Genomic DNA, 16,272 nt, shown 5'->3' on the forward strand with positions numbered 1-16,272 from the left:
GGGCTCGCAAACCCGGCTCACTCCTCGCGCTCACGCCTTCACCCCGTTTTCCCAGCGGTAGAAGCCCTGCCCGGACTTCTTGCCCAGCCGCCCGGCGGCCACCATCTCCACGAGCAGCGGCGGCGGCGCGAAGCGGTCCCCGTACGCGGCCTGGAGGGTCCGCGCGATGTCCAGCCGGACGTCCAGCCCGACCAGGTCGGTCAGCTCCAGCGGCCCGACCGGATGCCGGTAGCCGAGCACCATCGCCTTGTCGATGTCGGCCGGTGAGGCCACCCCGTCGGCCACCATCCGGATCGCCTCCAGGCCGAGGGTGACGCCGAGCCGGGAGGTGGCGAAGCCGGGCATGTCGCGTACCACGACGGGGTCCTTGCCCAGCCGGCCGGCGAGCGCGACGGCCGCGGTGGTGGTCTCCGCGGCGGTGGCCGGGCCGACCACGACCTCCAGCAGCGCCATCGCCCAGACCGGGTTGAAGAAGTGCAGCCCGAGGAAGCGCTCCGGCCGGGCCAGGCCGGTGGCCAGCTCCGCGATCGGGATGCTGGAGGTGTTGCTGCCCAGCAGCGCCGGCCCGAGCGCCTCGGCGTCGCGCAGCACCGCCCGCTTCAGGTCGAGCCGCTCCGGCACCGCCTCCACCACCACGTCCGGCGCCTCGGCGACCTCGCCGAGCGCGGCGCGGAGGGTGACCCGCGCCCGGTCCGCCCCGGCCTGGTCGGCGGTCAGCCTGCCGCGCTCCACCGCCCGGTCCCACAGCTCGCCGAGCCGGGTCAGGGCTGCCGCGCCCCGGCCCGGGTCGACCTCCACCAGCTCGACGGCGTGCCCGGCGCCCGCCGCCACGTACGCGATGCCGAGCCCCATCGTGCCGGCCCCGACCACGACGAACCGATCGCTCACCACGCCTCCCCGCTGCGTCCGGCGGCGACGCGGGGGTCACCCGCGCCCGACGGCCCGCTCCACTCGCTCATGCTGCGACCCTATGAGCCCCGACCGTGGCCGCACGCGTGGGGGCGCGGCGGATCGGGTACAGACGGCGGTCAACCGAGGGAAGGACGAGTCGAGATGAGCCAGGCACCGGAGACCGACCGGAGCGAGGGCGCCCCGGAGACCGTGGAGACCCGCGGGGACGAGCGGATGGAGCTGCTGCGCGCCGACACCAACAACGACGGCCAGACCGACGTCTGGGTGGTGGACACCGACGGGGACGGCAAGGCCGACCTGTTCCAGTTCGACACCGACCACGACGGCAAGGTCGACGTCACCATGGTGGACCTGGACGAGGACGGCACCCCGGACGAGGTGGTCGACGGCGACGGCGGTCTCCCGCCCGAGCAACTGCCGCCGACCGTCCAGGTCTGAACCGGACGCTCCCGGGCCCTCGCCGCGCGGCGGGGGCCCGGCCGGGTCAGCCGGCCAGCCGGAGCGTGGCCAGGTAGTACGGGGCGTCCCGGTCGTCCACGTCGGCCAGTCGCCAGTCGGTGCCCCGCACCAGCGCGCCGAACTCGTCGGGCGAGCAGACCAGGTAGTCGAACCAGGGGGTGCCCAGCTCGCGGTAGCGCAGCCGGAGCCGCAGCTGACCGCCGAGTCGGCCGCGGCGGCGGTTGAGCTCGTGGTAGCCGGTGTGCACCGGGTCGCGGGTGCCGTACGGGTCGGTGCCGTGCGCGATGACCTGCGCGCCCGGGCGGGCCAGCGCGGCGAGCGCGGCCAGGAAGGCCGGAGCGCGGTCCCGCCCTTCGATCAGGCCGAGATTGTTGCCGAGCAGCAGGAAAGTGTCGTACCTCCGGCCGTCGGCAACGTGGTCGTCGACCGTGCCGTGCACCAGGTCGCGTACGCCCCGGCGCCGGCACACGTCCAGCGCCCCGGCCGAGGTGTCCAGCCCGGTCACCGGCACGCCCCGCTCCTGCAGCTCCAGCGCGATCCGGCCGGCGCCCACGCCGACGTCCAGGGTGGCGCCCCGCACCCGGTCCACCGCCCGCCGGTCGTACGGCTGCCAGTCGGCGGGACCGTCCAGGTAGTGCGCGGCGGGCGCGCCGTTGATCAGCCCGTCGTCGCGCTCGATGATCTCGATGACCGGACGCGGCAGCCGGCCGCCGGCCAGCGGCCGCGGGCCGACCCCGGTGGCCACGGCGTACGCGTCGCGCAGCAGTTCACCGAACACGTCACCGATCCGTGGCTGGCCCGTCACGGGCTTCACGCTATCCGGCCGGTCAGTCAGCCGCGCGGTCGTATCCTGGCGGCGTGACCACCTTGGACCGCCTCGCGGCGGAGAAGTACCTGCTGCTCACCACCTTCCGCAAGGACGGTCGGGCGGTGGCGACCCCGGTCTGGGCGGTCCGCGACGGTGACGCGCTGGCGGTGTGGACGGCGGCGAACTCCGGCAAGGTGAAGCGGATCCGGCGCAGCGGCGAGGTCACGGTGGCCCCCTGTGACGTGCGGGGCCGCCCGCACGGCGAGCCGGTGGCCGGCCACGCGACCCTCTGCGACCCGGCCGGCACCCGCCGGATACGCGGCCTCATCAAGCAGAAGTACCGGCTGATCGGCCGCCTCAGCCTGCTCGGCAGCCGGCTGCGCCGGGGCGAGGGCGGGACGGTCGGCGTCCGCGTCACGCTCGCCGGCTGAGCGCCGGCCGGTCAGTGGACGGCCATCGGCGGACACGACGAAGGGGCGGTGGAATGCTCCACCGCCCCTTCGGCAGTTCGTCTGCTGGCTTGCGGCCGTCAGTCCCCCTGGCGCTGCTGGGGGATCTGCCCCTGCAGCAGGGCCCTGACCTCCGACTCGCGGTACCGGCGGTGGCCACCGAGCGTCCGGATGGCGCTGAGCTTGCCAGCCTTGGCCCACCGGGTCACCGTCTTCGGGTCGACACGGAACATCGACGCCACCTCGGCCGGCGTGAGTAGCGGCTCTGGTTCGTGCGTTCGCGATGCCATCGGTCACTCCTCCACATGTATAGACATCGGCCGGGGTCCCGCCGGCCGACGCGTCTCCCATGGTCCGGCTAGTCCCCGATGTCCGACATGGGCCGAACGGCCGAACGTCCCTAGACGGACGGATGAACCATGCCCGATTTATGCGACTTTTACACGGCAGAAAGTACCTTATTCGGACTCATGATCACGGTTCGTGATGCGCTAACTACGAGCACGCCTCGCCTTGGGCACGCTCCCTGACCGGTTGGTGATCAGTTGCACCTTTCCAGCAGCTGCACCGCGCGCCACCGGGCGACCAGCTTGTCGTAGGCGGCGGACGCTTCCTCGGCCTCGCCCCGGGAGAGCCCGGCCAGCCCCGCCGCGACCAGCTCGGGCGAGTCGTCCGCGGCCAGCGTCTCGTCGGAGAGCAGCTCGACCAGGCCGCCGTAGTCCAGCTCGACCACCGAGCGCGGGTGGAACTCCTCCAGCCAGCGGGCGGCCTCCTCGACCGCCTCGGTGATCGGCGCCTCGCCGACCGACTTGCGCAGCACGGACAGCGCCCGGGACGACCGGCGTCGGGCCTTGGAGATCTCCGTCCGGTAGCGCAGCGCCCGCCGCCCGGGCCGGGTGACCAGGTCCCGCTCGGCCGGCTCGAAGAGCACGAACCAGCGCAGCGGCACGCCCCAGGTGGCGACCTGCTCGTGCACCCGGGGCACGCCGTGCTCCAGCACCCGGGCGCCGCTGCGCCAGTCCTCCACCACCGCCTTGGCCTGGCCGGCGAGCACCGGCGGCACGAACGCGTCGGCGAGCACCGGGGGCACCCCGTCGCGCGCGCTCAGCGCCGCCTCGGCCACCCGGATGCGCAGGTTCCACGGGCAGACCAGCAGGGTGTCGTCCGTCTCCAGGACGTACGCCTCGTCCGGCGGATCGGGCAGCCGAGTCCAGCCGGCGCCGAGGGCCTCGATCACCGATGTCCGTTGCCGGCCCGGCCCTTCCACCGGGGCCACCGCCCGCCCCTGTTCGACGTAGCGCCGCCAGTACGACTGGCGGTCCCGGTCGAAGGCGGTCAGCGGCTCGTACACGCGCAGGTATGAAGCGAAGAGCGACGGCACGGCGCGATCCTCCCACGAATCGGGACCCGAGCGCCGTCGCGCGCGCCCCACGTGCCGCGGGCGACCGGACGGCGTCGGCCGATACTAGGCTCAGCGGCACCGGCAGCATCCCCGCCGGCGTCCCACCAGGTCCGCGCCCCACAAGGGCGCCCACCGACACCAGGAGCAAGCCATGGGCGTTTTCGCCAGCACCGACGACCCGGGATCGACCGGTCACGAACAGGTCGTGTTCTGCCAGGACAAGCAGACCGGCCTCAAGGCGATCATCGGCATCTACTCCACCGCGCTCGGGCCCGCGCTCGGCGGCACCCGGTTCTACCCGTACGACAGCGAGGAGGCGGCCGTCGCCGACGTGCTCGACCTGTCGCGCGGGATGGCGTACAAGAACGCGCTCGCCGGGCTGGACCTGGGCGGCGGCAAGGCGGTCATCTGGGGTGACCCCGAGCAGATCAAGTCCGAGGCGCTGCTGCGCGCCTACGGCCGCTTCGTGGAGTCGCTGGCCGGGCGCTACTACACCGCCTGCGACGTCGGCACCTACGTCGCCGACATGGACGTGATCGCCCGCGAGACCAGCTACGTCACCGGCCGCAGCGTCGAGCACGGCGGCGCCGGCGACTCCTCGATCCTCACCGCCTGGGGCGTCTTCCAGGGCATGCGGGCCGCCGCCGAGCACGTCTGGGGCGTCCCGACGCTGCACGGCCGCCGGGTCGGCGTGGCCGGCCTGGGCAAGGTGGGCAAGTACCTGGTCGGCCACCTGCTCGACGACGGCGCCGAGGTGGTGGCCACCGACGTCAACCCGAAGGCGCTGGAGTGGGCGCGCACCACCCACCCGCAGGTCACCCTCGTCGACGACGCCGCCATGCTGGTCGCCGCCGACATCGACGTGTACGCCCCGTGCGCGCTGGGCGGCGCGCTCAACGACGACACGGTGCCGGCGCTGCGCGCGAAGGTGGTCGCCGGCGCGGCGAACAACCAGCTCGCCCACCCGGGCATCGAGAAGCTCCTGGCCGACCGGGGCGTCCTCTACGCCCCCGACTACGTGGTGAACGCCGGCGGTGTGATCCAGGTCGCCGACGAGATCGAGGGCTTCAACTTCGAGCGGGCCAAGCTGCGCGCCACCCGGATCTACGACACCACCCGGGAGATCCTCCAGCTCGCCGACGCCGAGGGCGTCCCGCCGGCGGTCGCCGCCGACCGGCTGGCCGAGCGGCGGATGGCCGACGTCGGCCGGCTGCGCACGATCCACCTGCGCTGACCGTCGCCGGGGGCGGGCCACGCCGGTTCCGCCCCCGGATCCGGGCACCCCGTTAAGCTGAGAATCGGGTCGGTTCGTGGGATTCGTCCGGTGTCATGGGTGCTCGCCGCACCGCTCCTTACCGGGTACACTGTGTGACGACCGGACAACCGCGACGCGCAGGGCCGGTCGACGGTAACCCGAGGTGCCGAACGGCGGCATCCCCATGTACCGTAAGAGCCACGAGAGATGCCTGACGTCATCGGGGCCCGCCTTCGGGCTGCCCCGCATTCTGTGCGAGGGGGTCGAGCCATGGGGCGCGGCCGTGCTAAGGCCAAGCAGACGAAGGTGGCCCGGGAGTTGAAGTACCACTCCCCGAACACCGACCTCACCGCCTTGCAGCGCGAGTTGGCGGGTGCTGGTAAGTCTGAGCACAACTTCGACGACGACTACAAAGAGTATGTCGACGACGATGATGAGGATCACGCGGACGAGGACCCGGACACCTGGGTCCGTCCGACCCGCTGACCTCTCCGGTCGCAGCTGAGCACGCGGTAACCTCCCGCGTGCTCACGCATGTGCCCATCTAAGCGGCGCCACGACCGACGATCAGGGACCTGACCGCGCCGGAGGCTACTCCGGTCGATCGGCAGGTCCCTGATCCCGGTCCGCCTCAGCGGGGCCGGTTGTTCCAGTTGTAGAACGTCGGGATGTTCTCGAAGTGGTTCCAGGCGCAGACCGCGCTGGCACCATCGCCGCCCGCCACCTCCGCCCGCAGCCGTCGCGCGGCCTCGGCCTCGTGGAGCAGCGTGGTGAGTCCCGGGGCGGCCTCCCGCACCCGCTCGGCGACCCCGTCCGGGGCGGCGCCCGCCACGCGCTCAGGCTGCCGGTGACTGGTGGTCTCGGGCATGCTCCAACACTCCCTCCAATAGGCGGATCTTGCTGTTGCGGCAGTGCTCGGTCTCCGTACCGTCAAAACGCCCCAGCTCGAAGTAACGGTTGGCCGCGTGGCCCCCGCCACAGAAGCCGAAGTAGGGACAGGACGAGCGGCACGCCTCGACGCCGGTCAGGAACTCGCCCACCCAGGGCGTACCCGCCGCCCCGGCGAGGATCTCGGCCAGCGGGGTGGCCAGCACGTTGCCGCTGCTGAAGTCGCCGTACCGGGCGTCGGTGAAGCCGGCCAGCTCCGGGGAGAGCACGGTCACCGAGCCGTCGTGGCCGACGGTGGGGATCGGGTCCAGCCGGCGCGGCAGCAGGCCGTCCGCCGTGCCGTCCAGCACCGCCGCGGCGTACCGCAGCGACCACTCGACCTCCCGCAGGTGGATCCGCGGGTCCCGGCGCCAGGCCGCCACCAGCTCCGCCCAGAAGGCGGTCACCACACCGGCGTCGTGGGAGTTGTCGCGGGTGTTGACCCCCTCGGTCTCCTCGATGTTGATGCCGAGCACGTCGCAGCCGAGCGCGAGGAAGTAGTCGTACAGCTCGGTGGCCAGGCCCGGCTCCGGGCGGCTCACCACCGCCAGCGCCGAGAACGGCAGGCCGTTGCGGCGCAGGGCGGCCACCCCGCGCAGGATCCGGTCGTACGCGGGCCGGCCCGCCCGGGTCACCCGGTCGCCGTTGCGCTCCCGCGGCCCGTCCACGCTCACGCTCACGCGCACCCGGTGCTCGGCGAAGAACGCGCACCAGGCGTCGTCGATCAGCGTGGCGTTGGTCTGGACGTGGTGCTCGACCTCCGGCCCGAACGGGGCCAGCAGCGCCGCCAGGTGCTCCCGGCCGGCGGCCAGCGGCTCACCGCCGTGCCACACCACCGAGAACCGGCCGGTCGCCGCCCAGGGGTTGACCGACGCGGCCACCGCCTCGGCCACCGGCACCGGCATCCGCCGGTCCGCCGCCCGCAACGGCAGGTAGCAGTACGCGCAATCCAGGTTGCAGAGGGTGGTGGGCTGCATCACCACGTACGACGGAACGGCGGCCAGGCCGCGCATTCCGCTGAACGACTGTCCCCGAGCAGCCATTGCCCTCCTCCGCTGTGCCTGAGGGTGCCCTTCAGGCTAGGCGGCGATGGCCACTCGGGTGAAGCCCTGATCAGGTGCCCGTACGATCACCAGAGCGTGATCATCCGCGGGTGTGCTGGCCGATCATCTGCACGTTGCCGGAGCCCTCGATGATCTCGCCGGCCTGCCAGGCGTCGACGCCCCGGCCGGTCAGCGTGGCCAGCGCGCGGTCGGCGTCCTCGGCCGAGACGATCGCGAACATGCCGACGCCCATGTTGAAGGTCGCCTCCATCTCCGGGTCCTCGATCCGGCCCTTGGACTGGATCAGGTCGAAGATCGGCTGCGGCTTCCAGGTGGAGCGGTTGACCACCGCGTCGACGTGCTCCGGCAGAACCCGCACCAGATTGCCCGGGATGCCGCCGCCGGTGACGTGGGCCAGCGCCCGCACCTCGGCCTCGGCGATCAGCTTGAGGCAGTCCTGCGCGTAGATCTTGGTCGGGGTGAGCAGCTCCTCGCCGAGCGTCCGCTGCCGGCCGAAGTCCTCGATCACCACGTCCAGCCGCATCCGGCCGGCGCCGAGCAGCACGTGCCGCACCAGCGAGTAGCCGTTGGAGTGCAGCCCGGAGGAGCGCATCGCGATGACCACGTCGCCCACCTCGACCCGCTCCGGGCTGAGGATCTCGCTCTCCTCCACCACGCCGACGCCGGTGGCGGAGATGTCGTACTCGTCGGGGCGGAGCACGCCCGGGTGCTCGGCGGTCTCCCCGCCCAGCAGCGCGCAGCCGGCGTACCGGCAGCCGTCGGCGATGCCCGCACCGATCTCGGCGACCTTGTCCGGCACGACCTCGCCGGTGGCGATGTAGTCCAGCAGGAAGAGCGGCTCCGCGCCGCAGGCGACCAGGTCGTCGACGACCATCGCGACCAGGTCGATGCCGACCGTGTCGTGGATGTCCATCTGCTGGGCGATGACCAGCTTGGTGCCCACCCCGTCCGTGGAGGAGGCCAGGATCGGGTTCTTGTACTTGGTGGTGTCGAGCCGGAACAGGCCGGCGAAGCCACCCAGGTCGCCCAGCACCTCCGGGCGGCGGGTCTGCCGCACCTTGGACTTGAGCAGCTCGACCGCGCGGTCACCCGCGTCGATCGACACGCCGGCGTCCGCGTACGAGACCGAGCGTTTGCGCGCCTGGCGGCCGGTGCCGGCCGTCCACGGCTGGCGCTCGCCGCCGGCGCCGGTCGGGCTGCTTCCTGCGCCGCTGCGCTCGGACACGTGCGTCACGGTTCTCCCCTTTGTGGTTCTCGGCGCCGTCGGCGGTGGCCGGTGGTGCCGGGCGGTGCTACGGGCGGTGTGCGGTCGCGCCGCCCGGAGTGGCGACGAGTGTCGGGGCGGTGCGCTCCAGGGCGTCCGGGGTCGCGTTCGCGACCCGCCGGCCCACCCCTTCGAGCACGTGCTTGCCGATCAGGTTGCCGGCCGGCAGCTCGATCGGGTACTCCCCGTCGAAGCAGGCGCGGCACAGCCGGGTCTTCGGCTGTTCGGTGGCGGCGATCAGGCCGGAGAGGGACACGTAGCCGAGCGTGTCGGCGCCGATCGAGCGGCGGACGCCCTCGGTGTCCAGGCCGTTGGCCAGCAGCTCGGCGCGGGTGGCGAAGTCGATGCCGTAGAAGCACGGCCACTTGACCGGCGGCGAGGAGATGCGGACGTGCACCTCCAGCGCGCCGGCCTCGCGCAGCATCCGGACGATCGCCCGCTGGGTGTTGCCGCGCACGATCGAGTCGTCGACCACGACCAGCCGCTTGCCGCGGACGTTCTGCCGCAGCGGGTTGAGCTTGAGCCGGATGCCGAGCTGACGCAGGGTCTGCGACGGCTGGATGAAGGTCCGCCCGACGTACGGGTTCTTCATCAGGCCGGCGCCGTAGGTGATGCCGGACTCCTCGGCGTAGCCGATCGCGGCCGGCGTGCCCGACTCGGGCACCGGGATGACCAGGTCAGCCTCGACGGGGTGCTCCTTGGCCAGCTGGCGGCCGATCTGCACCCGGGCGGCGTGCACGTTCCGCCCCGCGATGGTGGCGTCCGGGCGGGCGATGTAGACGTACTCGAAGAGGCAGCCCTTGGGCTCTGGGACGGCGAATCGGGTGGAGCGCAGCCCGTCCTCGTCGATCGCGATCAGCTCGCCGGGCTCCACCTCACGGACCACGCTGGCGCCGACGATGTCCAACGCCGCGGTCTCGCTGGCCACCACCCAGCCGCGTTCCAGCCGGCCGAGCACCAGCGGGCGGACGCCGTGCGCGTCGCGGGCCGCGTAGAGCGTCGACTCGTCCATGAAGACGAAGCTGAACGCGCCGCGCAGCTGCGGCAGCACCTCCAGCGCGGCGGCCTCGACGGAGAGGTCGGGGCGGCTGGCCAGCAGCATGGTCACCAGCGAGGTGTCGTTGGTCGAGCCGTCGGCGACCAGCCCCCGTTCGGCGACCTCACGCTGCAGCTCGGCGGTGTTGACCAGGTTGCCGTTGTGGGCCAGCGCGATCGTCGTGCCGGAACTGGTCGACCGGATGGTCGGCTGGGCGTTCTCCCAGGTCGAGCCGCCGGTGGTGGAGTAGCGCGCGTGGCCGATCGCGACGTGCCCCCGCAGGCTGGCCAGGGTCGGCTCGTCGAAGACCTGGGCGACCAGGCCGAGATCCTTGTAGACCACCACGCCGGAGCCGTCGCTCACCGCGATCCCGGCCGCCTCCTGACCGCGGTGCTGCAGCGCGTACAGCCCGAAGTAGGTCAGGTTGGCGACCTCCTCCCCGGGCGCCCAGACGCCGAAGACACCGCACGCGTCCTGCGGGCCGGGTCGTTGGGGGTCAAGGTCGTGGCTCAGCCGGCCGTCGCCTCGGGGCACCTGCCGCTCCCTCATGCTGATCTGGACTGGCCTGGCGGGATCACGGGGGCGACCCACACGTCTCGGCCGGGACCTCTGTCGTCGCCTGACAGTGTACGCGAATCAGCGTCGATACAGAAAGTCACGAAACGGCTCCGGTCCGTTACCAAGATCGGCTGCCGTCCCGCCTACAGCGGCAGGTGACCGGAGAGATCCGCCCGGATGCCGCTCACCGATACGCGACCCTCCGTGACTGCCCGTTCCCAGTCGAGCCGGCCCGTGGCAAGCTCCAGCCAGGTCCGCGGATCCGTCTCCACCACGTTCGGCGGGGTGCCGCGGGTGTGTCGGGGACCGGGAATGCACTGAACTGCACCGTAAGGTGGGACACGCACCTCCACCGATCGGCCGGGGGCGCGGTCCGCGAGGGCGGTCAACAGGGCACGGACCGCCTCACGGAGCACCGACCTTTCGGGGGTACGGCCCTCGTCGAGCGCCGACAACGCCGCCGCGACCGCGGCGGACTTAATGTGCGGAGAGGACACCACGGGACGATACGACTCGCTCGCAGCCGGTCCGACGCTGGCCCTGGGTCGCGCCGATCCGGTCAGACAAGGCATAGTGGCCGACGGCGTATTCGTACCGTGATGATCCCCGGCCCGGCGCCCGCCGGTCCAGGGAAGTCAGCCCGGAAGGCGGTGGACGTGTCAACACACCGACGTGCCTGGAAGCAGCGGGCCGGTGTGGTCGTGGCGCTGGTTGTCGGCGCCCTGCTCGCCGTCCCCGCCACACCAGCCTCGGCAGCCCCCCCGGACGTCAGCGACGTGTCAGCCTCGCCCGGTTCGGTCGAGGCGGGTAAGACCACGACGGTCAGTTACACCCTCACCTTCGAGCCTGGCGGCGGATCAGCCGACATCAGTTTCACTTCAAGCAACTCGAAGCTGACCTGTGTCGACAAGTGCGCCCGCGGCAATGTCAAGGCGAGTGGCACCTATGACGCCACTTTCAAGCTTGCCGACGATGCCGCCAGCGGAACCGCGCGGATCACGGTCAAAGCCACCGAATCCGGCCTCCTTGCGGGAACGAGCGAGGGTTCCACGACCGTCACCCTCGTCGGGAAGCCGAAGGAGGTCCAGACGGTCCAGGCGGTCTCCGGCAAGGTGGTCAAGCAGGCCGACGGCAGCTCCGTACCGAACGCCGTGGTGATGCTCCAGGACGGCAACGGCAAGCGGTTCGAGAAGATCAGCGACGACAGCGGCAACTTCCGGTTCACCGGCACCAGCGACAAGCCGATCGCCCCGGGCCGGCTCGCCCTCGGCGCCAGCTTCGACAACGTGGTCGCCACCAAGAGCTTCAACGCCAGTGCCGGCCAGAGCATCACCGGCCAGCGGCTGTCCCTGGCCCTCAAGGTCGAGGTGACCCCGAGCGCCACCCCGTCGGCGTCCGAGGAGCCGCTGCCGACCGACGAGGCCACCGACGAGGCCGAGGAGACCCCGGAGGCCACCGCCGGCGCGGCGAACAACGCCAGCAACTCCGACGGCGGCGGCATGGGCTCGTACCTGATCATCCTGCTCGGCGGCCTGCTGGTCGCGGCGGGCGTCGGCACCATCGTGCTGCTCTGGATGAAGCGCCGGGAGAACGCCGACGACGGCGATGCGGCTGCCCCGGCGGGTGCCGCCGCGGCAGCCGGCGCAGTCCCGGCGGCCCGGGGCGCGTACCGGGGGGCGGACGACCAGACCCGGGTGGTGAACGGCGTCGGCGCCGGGCCGGACCGGACCATGGTGGCCGGCGGCTCGCTCGCCGACGCGCCGACGATGATGCACCGCCCGGTGGTCGACGACGTGCCGCCGGACCCGTACGGCGCCCCGCCGTCGCAGCAGTACGGCGCCGGGGGCCCGCAGTCGGGCTGGGCGGGCAACGGCTACGGCGACGAGCCGGCCGGCCCGGGTGGCTACGCCGGCGGCTACGGCAACGCCCCCTCCTCGGGCGGCGGCTACGGCAACGCCCCCTCCTCCGGTGGCGGCTACGGCAACGCCCCGTCCTCCGGTGGCGGCTACGGCAACGCGCCCTCCTCCGGTGGCGGCTACGGCAGCCGGGACTACGGCGCTCCGGCCGGTGGCGCGGCGGGCTACCCGCCGCCGCCGGCGCCGGGCGGTGCGGGCTACGGCGAGCGGTACGACGAGCCGACCGGCCGGTACACCGGCGATGCCACCCAGTACCCCGCCCCGGCCGACCCGTACGCGACCGGCACCTACCAGCCGGAGCAGGGCGGCTACGGCCAGCCGGACCCGGCGCCCTACGGCCGGGGCGCGGAGCCGACCGGCGGCTACGACCAGGGTGGCTACGGCGAGCCCGACGCCGCGCCCTACGGCCGGGGCGCGGAGCCGACCGGCGGCTACGGCCAGCAGGGTGGCTACGGCCAGGAGCCGCCAGCCCAGCGCGGCGGCTACGACCAGGGCGGCGGCTACGAACAGGGCGGTTACTACGGCGACCAGCCGCACGGCGGGCGCGGCCGGCCGGACGGGCCGCCGCCGCAGGACCGGGGTGGCCGCCGGCTGGACTGGCTGGACGACTGAGCACCGGGGCCGTTCCGGCCCGCACGACCACGACGAAGGGCCGCCCGGCTGACCGGGCGGCCCTTCGCATTCAACTCGTCGACACAGCTGCGCCCGAGTCGGTCAGGCGGCGGAGAAGACGCCCTGGCGGAGCACCGGGACCACGTCCGAGACGCCGACCCGCACAGCGATCTCGACGTCCTCGGCGAAGCCGCGCTCGATCAGCTCCCGGCCGGAGACGCAGCCCCGCACGGCGGCCGGTACGTCCGGCGTGCTGGCCAGCGCGGCGAGCGCCATGGCCGCCTCAACGGAGAGCCCGCCCGGCACGTTCGACGCGGCGTCGAGCACGCAGGCCGCCCCGAGCTGGTCCTCCACGGACGGGCGTAACGACCCGTCCGGCCAGCGTTCGCCGGCCGCGATCACGCCCACCGGCGCGTCCGTCGAGCCGTACCCCTGTCGCTGGAGCCAGCGCCCGACGGCGCGCGCGTTGCGCAGGCAGGCCGCGACCACCGGCAGCCCGGTGGCGCTGGCCGCGGCGCTGATCGCCGAACCGTTCGGCGACGGCAGCACCAGGTCGGCGACGACCGGCGCGGCGCTCAGCGCGGCCGGCGAGAGTGACCACGGGTGCTCCGGGGTCACCTGCCGGCGGCCCACCGCCGCGACCGCGCCCACCCGGCGCGCGTAGTCGGCCGCCTGCTCGCCCCAGGGGAAGGGGTGCACCCGCATGCCGCGGCCGACCGCCACCTCCACGGCGGTGGTGAACGAGAGCACGTCCACCACCACCAGCATCGCGCAGACGCGGCCGAGCTCGGCCGCCCCGGCCAACCCCCAGTCGAAGCGGGCGCCGGAACCGGGTTGCGTGTAGACCGCCGCGGCCAACGCCTCAGCGCTGGTCGGGCGCGGCGGGCGGCTCGGTGTCACCGGAGTCGGACTCGGACGCCTCGGCTGACGCCTCGGCCGGCCCGTCGGTGGCATCGTCGGCCGGGGCGACGGGCTCCGCCGCACCGGTCGCCGGGACCGGCGCCGCCGACGCGATCGGCTCGGCCTCGACGGTCGCCGGGTCCACCGGCGCCACCTCGGCGGCCGGCTCCGTGGCCGGCAGCGGCACCGCCTCGACGGCGCCCGCCACGCCGGTCGCCGGCGCCGGCACGTCCACGACCTCGGCGCCCCCGAAGAGACGCGGCAGGGTAGCGGTGTGCGCGGCGCGCAGCTCGTCCAGGCCGATCCGGAACTGCCCGTGCACCTCCAGCGCGCCGCCGGCCGGGTCGGTGACCCCGATCAGCTCGAACGGCACACCGCGCTCGGCGCAGAGGGCGGTGAACGCCTTCTGGTGACCGCGCGGCACCGAGACCAGCACCCGCCCGGCGGACTCGCTGAACAGGTAGACGAACGGCATCGAGCCGCCGGCGAAGCGCTCCGGCACCGCGATCCGCGCACCGACCCCGCGGCGCAGGCAGGACTCGACCAGGCCCTGCGCGAGACCGCCGTCGGAGAGGTCGTGCGCGGAGCTGAGGTGCCCGACCCGGGCGGCCTCCGCGAGCAGTTCGGCCAGCGACCGCTCGTGGGCCAGGTCGACCTGCGGCGGTACGCCGCCGAGGTGCTCGTGGGTGACCCAGGCCCACTCGGAGCCGGAGAGCTCCACGTGCGTCTCGCCGAGCAGGAAGAGCTGGTCGTGGTCGCCGCCCGGCCGGGGCACGAAGCCCATCGGCACCCGGTTGGCCACGTCGTCGAGCACGCCCAGCACGCCGACCACCGGAGTCGGGTGGATGGCCGCCGCGCCGGTCTGGTTGTAGAAGCTGACGTTGCCGCCGGTCACCGGGATGCCCAGCTCGGCGCAGCCGTCGGCCAGGCCGCGGACGGCCTCAGCGAACTGCCACATCACGCCCGGGTCCTCCGGCGAGCCGAAGTTCAGGCAGTTGGTGACCGCGATCGGCTTCGCGCCGGTGACCGCCACGTTCCGGTACGCCTCGGCGAGCGCCAGCTTGGTGCCGTGGTACGGGTCGAGTCGGGCGTACCGGCCGTTGCCGTCCACCGACAGCGCCACGCCGAGCCCGGTCCGCTCGTCGATCCGGATCACGCCGGAGTCCTCCGGCTGGGCCAGCACGGTGTTGCCCAGCACGTACCGGTCGTACTGCTCGGTGACCCAGGTCTTGTCGGCCAGGTTCGGCGACGCGATCATGCGCAGCACGGTCTCGCGCAGCGCCTCCGGGTCGGCGGGCCGGGGCAGCGTCTCGGCCCGGTCGGCCTGGAGCAGGATCAGGTCGGCCGGCTCGCGCATCGGGCGGGCGTAGACCGGACCGTCGTCGACCAGCGAGCCCGGCGGCACGTCGACCACCAGGTGGTCCCGCCAGGTGATCACCAGCCGGCCCGGCTGGCCATCGGGCGCCGGCGGGGTGACCTCGCCGATGGCGGTCGCCCAGACGCCCCACTTCTCGGCGGTCTTGAGCACCGCGTCGAGCTTCTCCGGCTCGACCACCAGCAGCATCCGCTCCTGGGACTCGCTGGCCAGGATCTCGTGCGGCTCCATCGAGGGCTCGCGCAGCGGCACCCGCTCCAGCCAGACCCGCATGCCGGTGCTGGCTGCGGCGGCGGTCTCGGTGAGCGCGCAGGTCAGGCCGGCGCCGCCCAGGTCCTGGATGCCCACGACCAACTCGGCGTCGTACAGCTCAAGACACGCCTCGATGAGCAGCTTCTCCATGAAGGGGTCGCCGACCTGGACGGACGGGCGCCGCTCCTCGCTGCCCTCGTCGAAGGTGGCGCTGGCCAGCACCGAGACACCGCCGATGCCGTCCCGGCCGGTCTTGGCGCCCATCAGCACCACGATGTTGCCGGGCCCGGCGGCGGCCTTGTTCTGCAGCCGGTTCACCGGCAGCACGCCGAGGCAGAGCGCGTTGACCAGCGGGTTGCCCTGGTAACACGGGTCGAAGACGACCTCGCCGCCGATGTTCGGCAGGCCCAGGCAGTTGCCGTAGCCGCCGACGCCGGCGACCACGCCGGGCAGCACCCGGGCGGTGTCCGGGTGGTCGGCGGCGCCGAAGCGCAGCGGGTCCATCACCGCGACCGGGCGGGCGCCCATGGCGAGGATGTCCCGGACGATGCCGCCGACGCCGGTGGCCGCGCCCTGGTAGGGCTCGACGAAGCTCGGGTGGTTGTGCGACTCGACCTTGAAGGTCACCGCCAGCTCGTCGGAGACCTGCACCACGCCGGCGTTCTCGCCGATGCCGGCGAGCAGCCGGTCGCTGGGCGGCGCCTTCTCACCGAACTGGCGCAGGTGCACCTTGCTGGACTTGTAGGAGCAGTGCTCGCTCCACATGATCGAGTACATGGCCAGCTCGGCCTGGGTGGGCCGGCGGTCGAGGATGTGCCGGATCCGGTCGTACTCGTCGTCGCGGAGCCCGAGTTCGGCGTACGGCTGGAGTTCGCCCGGGGTGCCACCGGCGCGCGGCACGGTGTCCACGCCGTCGGCCCAGTCGGCGGGCGCCGGCTCGGCGTGCCCGGCCGGCGTGGCCTGCGGCACGACGGGGGCCGGCCGCGGCTCCACCGGCTGCGCCGGGGCGGCCTCCGGGGTCTCCCGTACCGGGTCCGGATGGGTGGTCATGACCTCTCCTCGCTGCGCTCGTGGCCGCCCTGC

Annotated in this window: 15 protein-coding genes and 1 pseudogene; 5 read left to right on the plus strand and 11 right to left on the minus strand. The window is 73.3% G+C overall.

The genetic code is table 11. From position 1 onward, the window contains the following. Positions 1-30: 30 nt before the first annotated feature. Positions 31-888, minus strand: coding sequence for a 3-hydroxyacyl-CoA dehydrogenase family protein (locus ACVCAH_RS05265; protein ID WP_447134888.1), 858 nt, complete (start codon positions 886-888; stop codon positions 31-33). Positions 889-1,053: 165 nt separating this feature from the next. Here ACVCAH_RS05265 and ACVCAH_RS05270 point away from each other — a divergent pair, with 165 nt between their 5' ends. Then, on the plus strand, positions 1,054-1,350 hold the full coding sequence (locus ACVCAH_RS05270; RefSeq protein WP_447134889.1) for a hypothetical protein: 297 nt from the start codon (positions 1,054-1,056) through the stop codon (positions 1,348-1,350). Between the two features lie 46 nt (positions 1,351-1,396). Here ACVCAH_RS05270 and ACVCAH_RS05275 read toward each other — a convergent pair whose 3' ends face one another. Then, a complete protein-coding gene (locus ACVCAH_RS05275; RefSeq protein ID WP_447134890.1) occupies positions 1,397-2,176 on the minus strand; it encodes a class I SAM-dependent methyltransferase in 780 nt (259 codons plus the stop codon). Positions 2,177-2,229: 53 nt separating this feature from the next. Between ACVCAH_RS05275 and ACVCAH_RS05280 the strand changes: the two genes are divergently transcribed. Then, positions 2,230-2,610: a PPOX class F420-dependent oxidoreductase gene (locus ACVCAH_RS05280; protein ID WP_447134891.1), complete on the plus strand. Its 381-nt coding sequence runs from the start codon at positions 2,230-2,232 to the stop codon at positions 2,608-2,610. A gap of 98 nt (positions 2,611-2,708) precedes the next feature. Here the strand turns inward: ACVCAH_RS05280 and ACVCAH_RS05285 are convergent, their stop codons facing one another. Then, positions 2,709-2,918, minus strand: coding sequence for a BldC family transcriptional regulator (locus tag ACVCAH_RS05285; RefSeq protein WP_007073996.1), 210 nt, complete (start codon positions 2,916-2,918; stop codon positions 2,709-2,711). A 251-nt stretch (positions 2,919-3,169) separates the two neighbouring features. Continuing rightward, complete coding sequence (locus ACVCAH_RS05290) at positions 3,170-4,009, minus strand: hypothetical protein (protein ID WP_109900597.1); 840 nt, start codon at positions 4,007-4,009, stop codon at positions 3,170-3,172. A 172-nt stretch (positions 4,010-4,181) separates the two neighbouring features. Here ACVCAH_RS05290 and ACVCAH_RS05295 point away from each other — a divergent pair, with 172 nt between their 5' ends. Continuing rightward, a complete protein-coding gene (locus ACVCAH_RS05295; protein WP_447134892.1) occupies positions 4,182-5,264 on the plus strand; it encodes a Glu/Leu/Phe/Val family dehydrogenase in 1,083 nt (360 codons plus the stop codon). A gap of 291 nt (positions 5,265-5,555) precedes the next feature. After that, positions 5,556-5,771: a DUF3073 domain-containing protein gene (locus tag ACVCAH_RS05300; RefSeq protein WP_088996883.1), complete on the plus strand. Its 216-nt coding sequence runs from the start codon at positions 5,556-5,558 to the stop codon at positions 5,769-5,771. Positions 5,772-5,916: 145 nt separating this feature from the next. Here ACVCAH_RS05300 and amcA read toward each other — a convergent pair whose 3' ends face one another. The 5 genes from amcA to ACVCAH_RS05325 form a co-directional block, all read right to left on the minus strand. After that, on the minus strand, positions 5,917-6,153 hold the full coding sequence (gene amcA, locus ACVCAH_RS05305; RefSeq protein ID WP_447134893.1) for a multiple cyclophane-containing RiPP AmcA: 237 nt from the start codon (positions 6,151-6,153) through the stop codon (positions 5,917-5,919). Continuing rightward, on the minus strand, positions 6,122-7,225 hold the full coding sequence (amcB, locus tag ACVCAH_RS05310; RefSeq protein ID WP_447135045.1) for a cyclophane-forming radical SAM peptide maturase AmcB: 1,104 nt from the start codon (positions 7,223-7,225) through the stop codon (positions 6,122-6,124). The genes amcA and amcB overlap by 32 nt, the downstream gene beginning before the upstream one ends. 130 nt (positions 7,226-7,355) lie before the next feature. Beyond that, complete coding sequence (gene purM, locus ACVCAH_RS05315) at positions 7,356-8,510, minus strand: phosphoribosylformylglycinamidine cyclo-ligase (RefSeq protein ID WP_447134894.1); 1,155 nt, start codon at positions 8,508-8,510, stop codon at positions 7,356-7,358. 58 nt (positions 8,511-8,568) lie between these two features. Next, positions 8,569-10,110: an amidophosphoribosyltransferase gene (purF, locus tag ACVCAH_RS05320; protein ID WP_447134895.1), complete on the minus strand. Its 1,542-nt coding sequence runs from the start codon at positions 10,108-10,110 to the stop codon at positions 8,569-8,571. Between the two features lie 167 nt (positions 10,111-10,277). After that, on the minus strand, positions 10,278-10,631 hold the full coding sequence (locus tag ACVCAH_RS05325) for a sterol carrier family protein (RefSeq protein WP_447134896.1): 354 nt from the start codon (positions 10,629-10,631) through the stop codon (positions 10,278-10,280). Positions 10,632-10,743: 112 nt separating this feature from the next. Between ACVCAH_RS05325 and ACVCAH_RS05330 the strand changes: the two are divergent. Then, positions 10,744-12,662: pseudogene (locus ACVCAH_RS05330) on the plus strand (hypothetical protein); the annotation flags it as partial. A gap of 102 nt (positions 12,663-12,764) precedes the next feature. On the opposite strand, the gene ACVCAH_RS05335 reads toward ACVCAH_RS05330, so the two are convergent. Further along, entirely contained in the window at positions 12,765-13,562 is a 798-nt protein-coding gene (locus ACVCAH_RS05335; RefSeq protein ID WP_447134897.1) for a 2-phosphosulfolactate phosphatase, read from the minus strand. Continuing rightward, complete coding sequence (gene purL / locus ACVCAH_RS05340; protein WP_447134898.1) at positions 13,525-16,239, minus strand: phosphoribosylformylglycinamidine synthase subunit PurL; 2,715 nt, start codon at positions 16,237-16,239, stop codon at positions 13,525-13,527. The genes ACVCAH_RS05335 and purL overlap by 38 nt, the downstream gene beginning before the upstream one ends. Positions 16,240-16,272: the final 33 nt, after the last annotated feature.

The sequence above is a fragment of the Micromonospora sp. LZ34 genome (genome assembly GCF_052981855.1).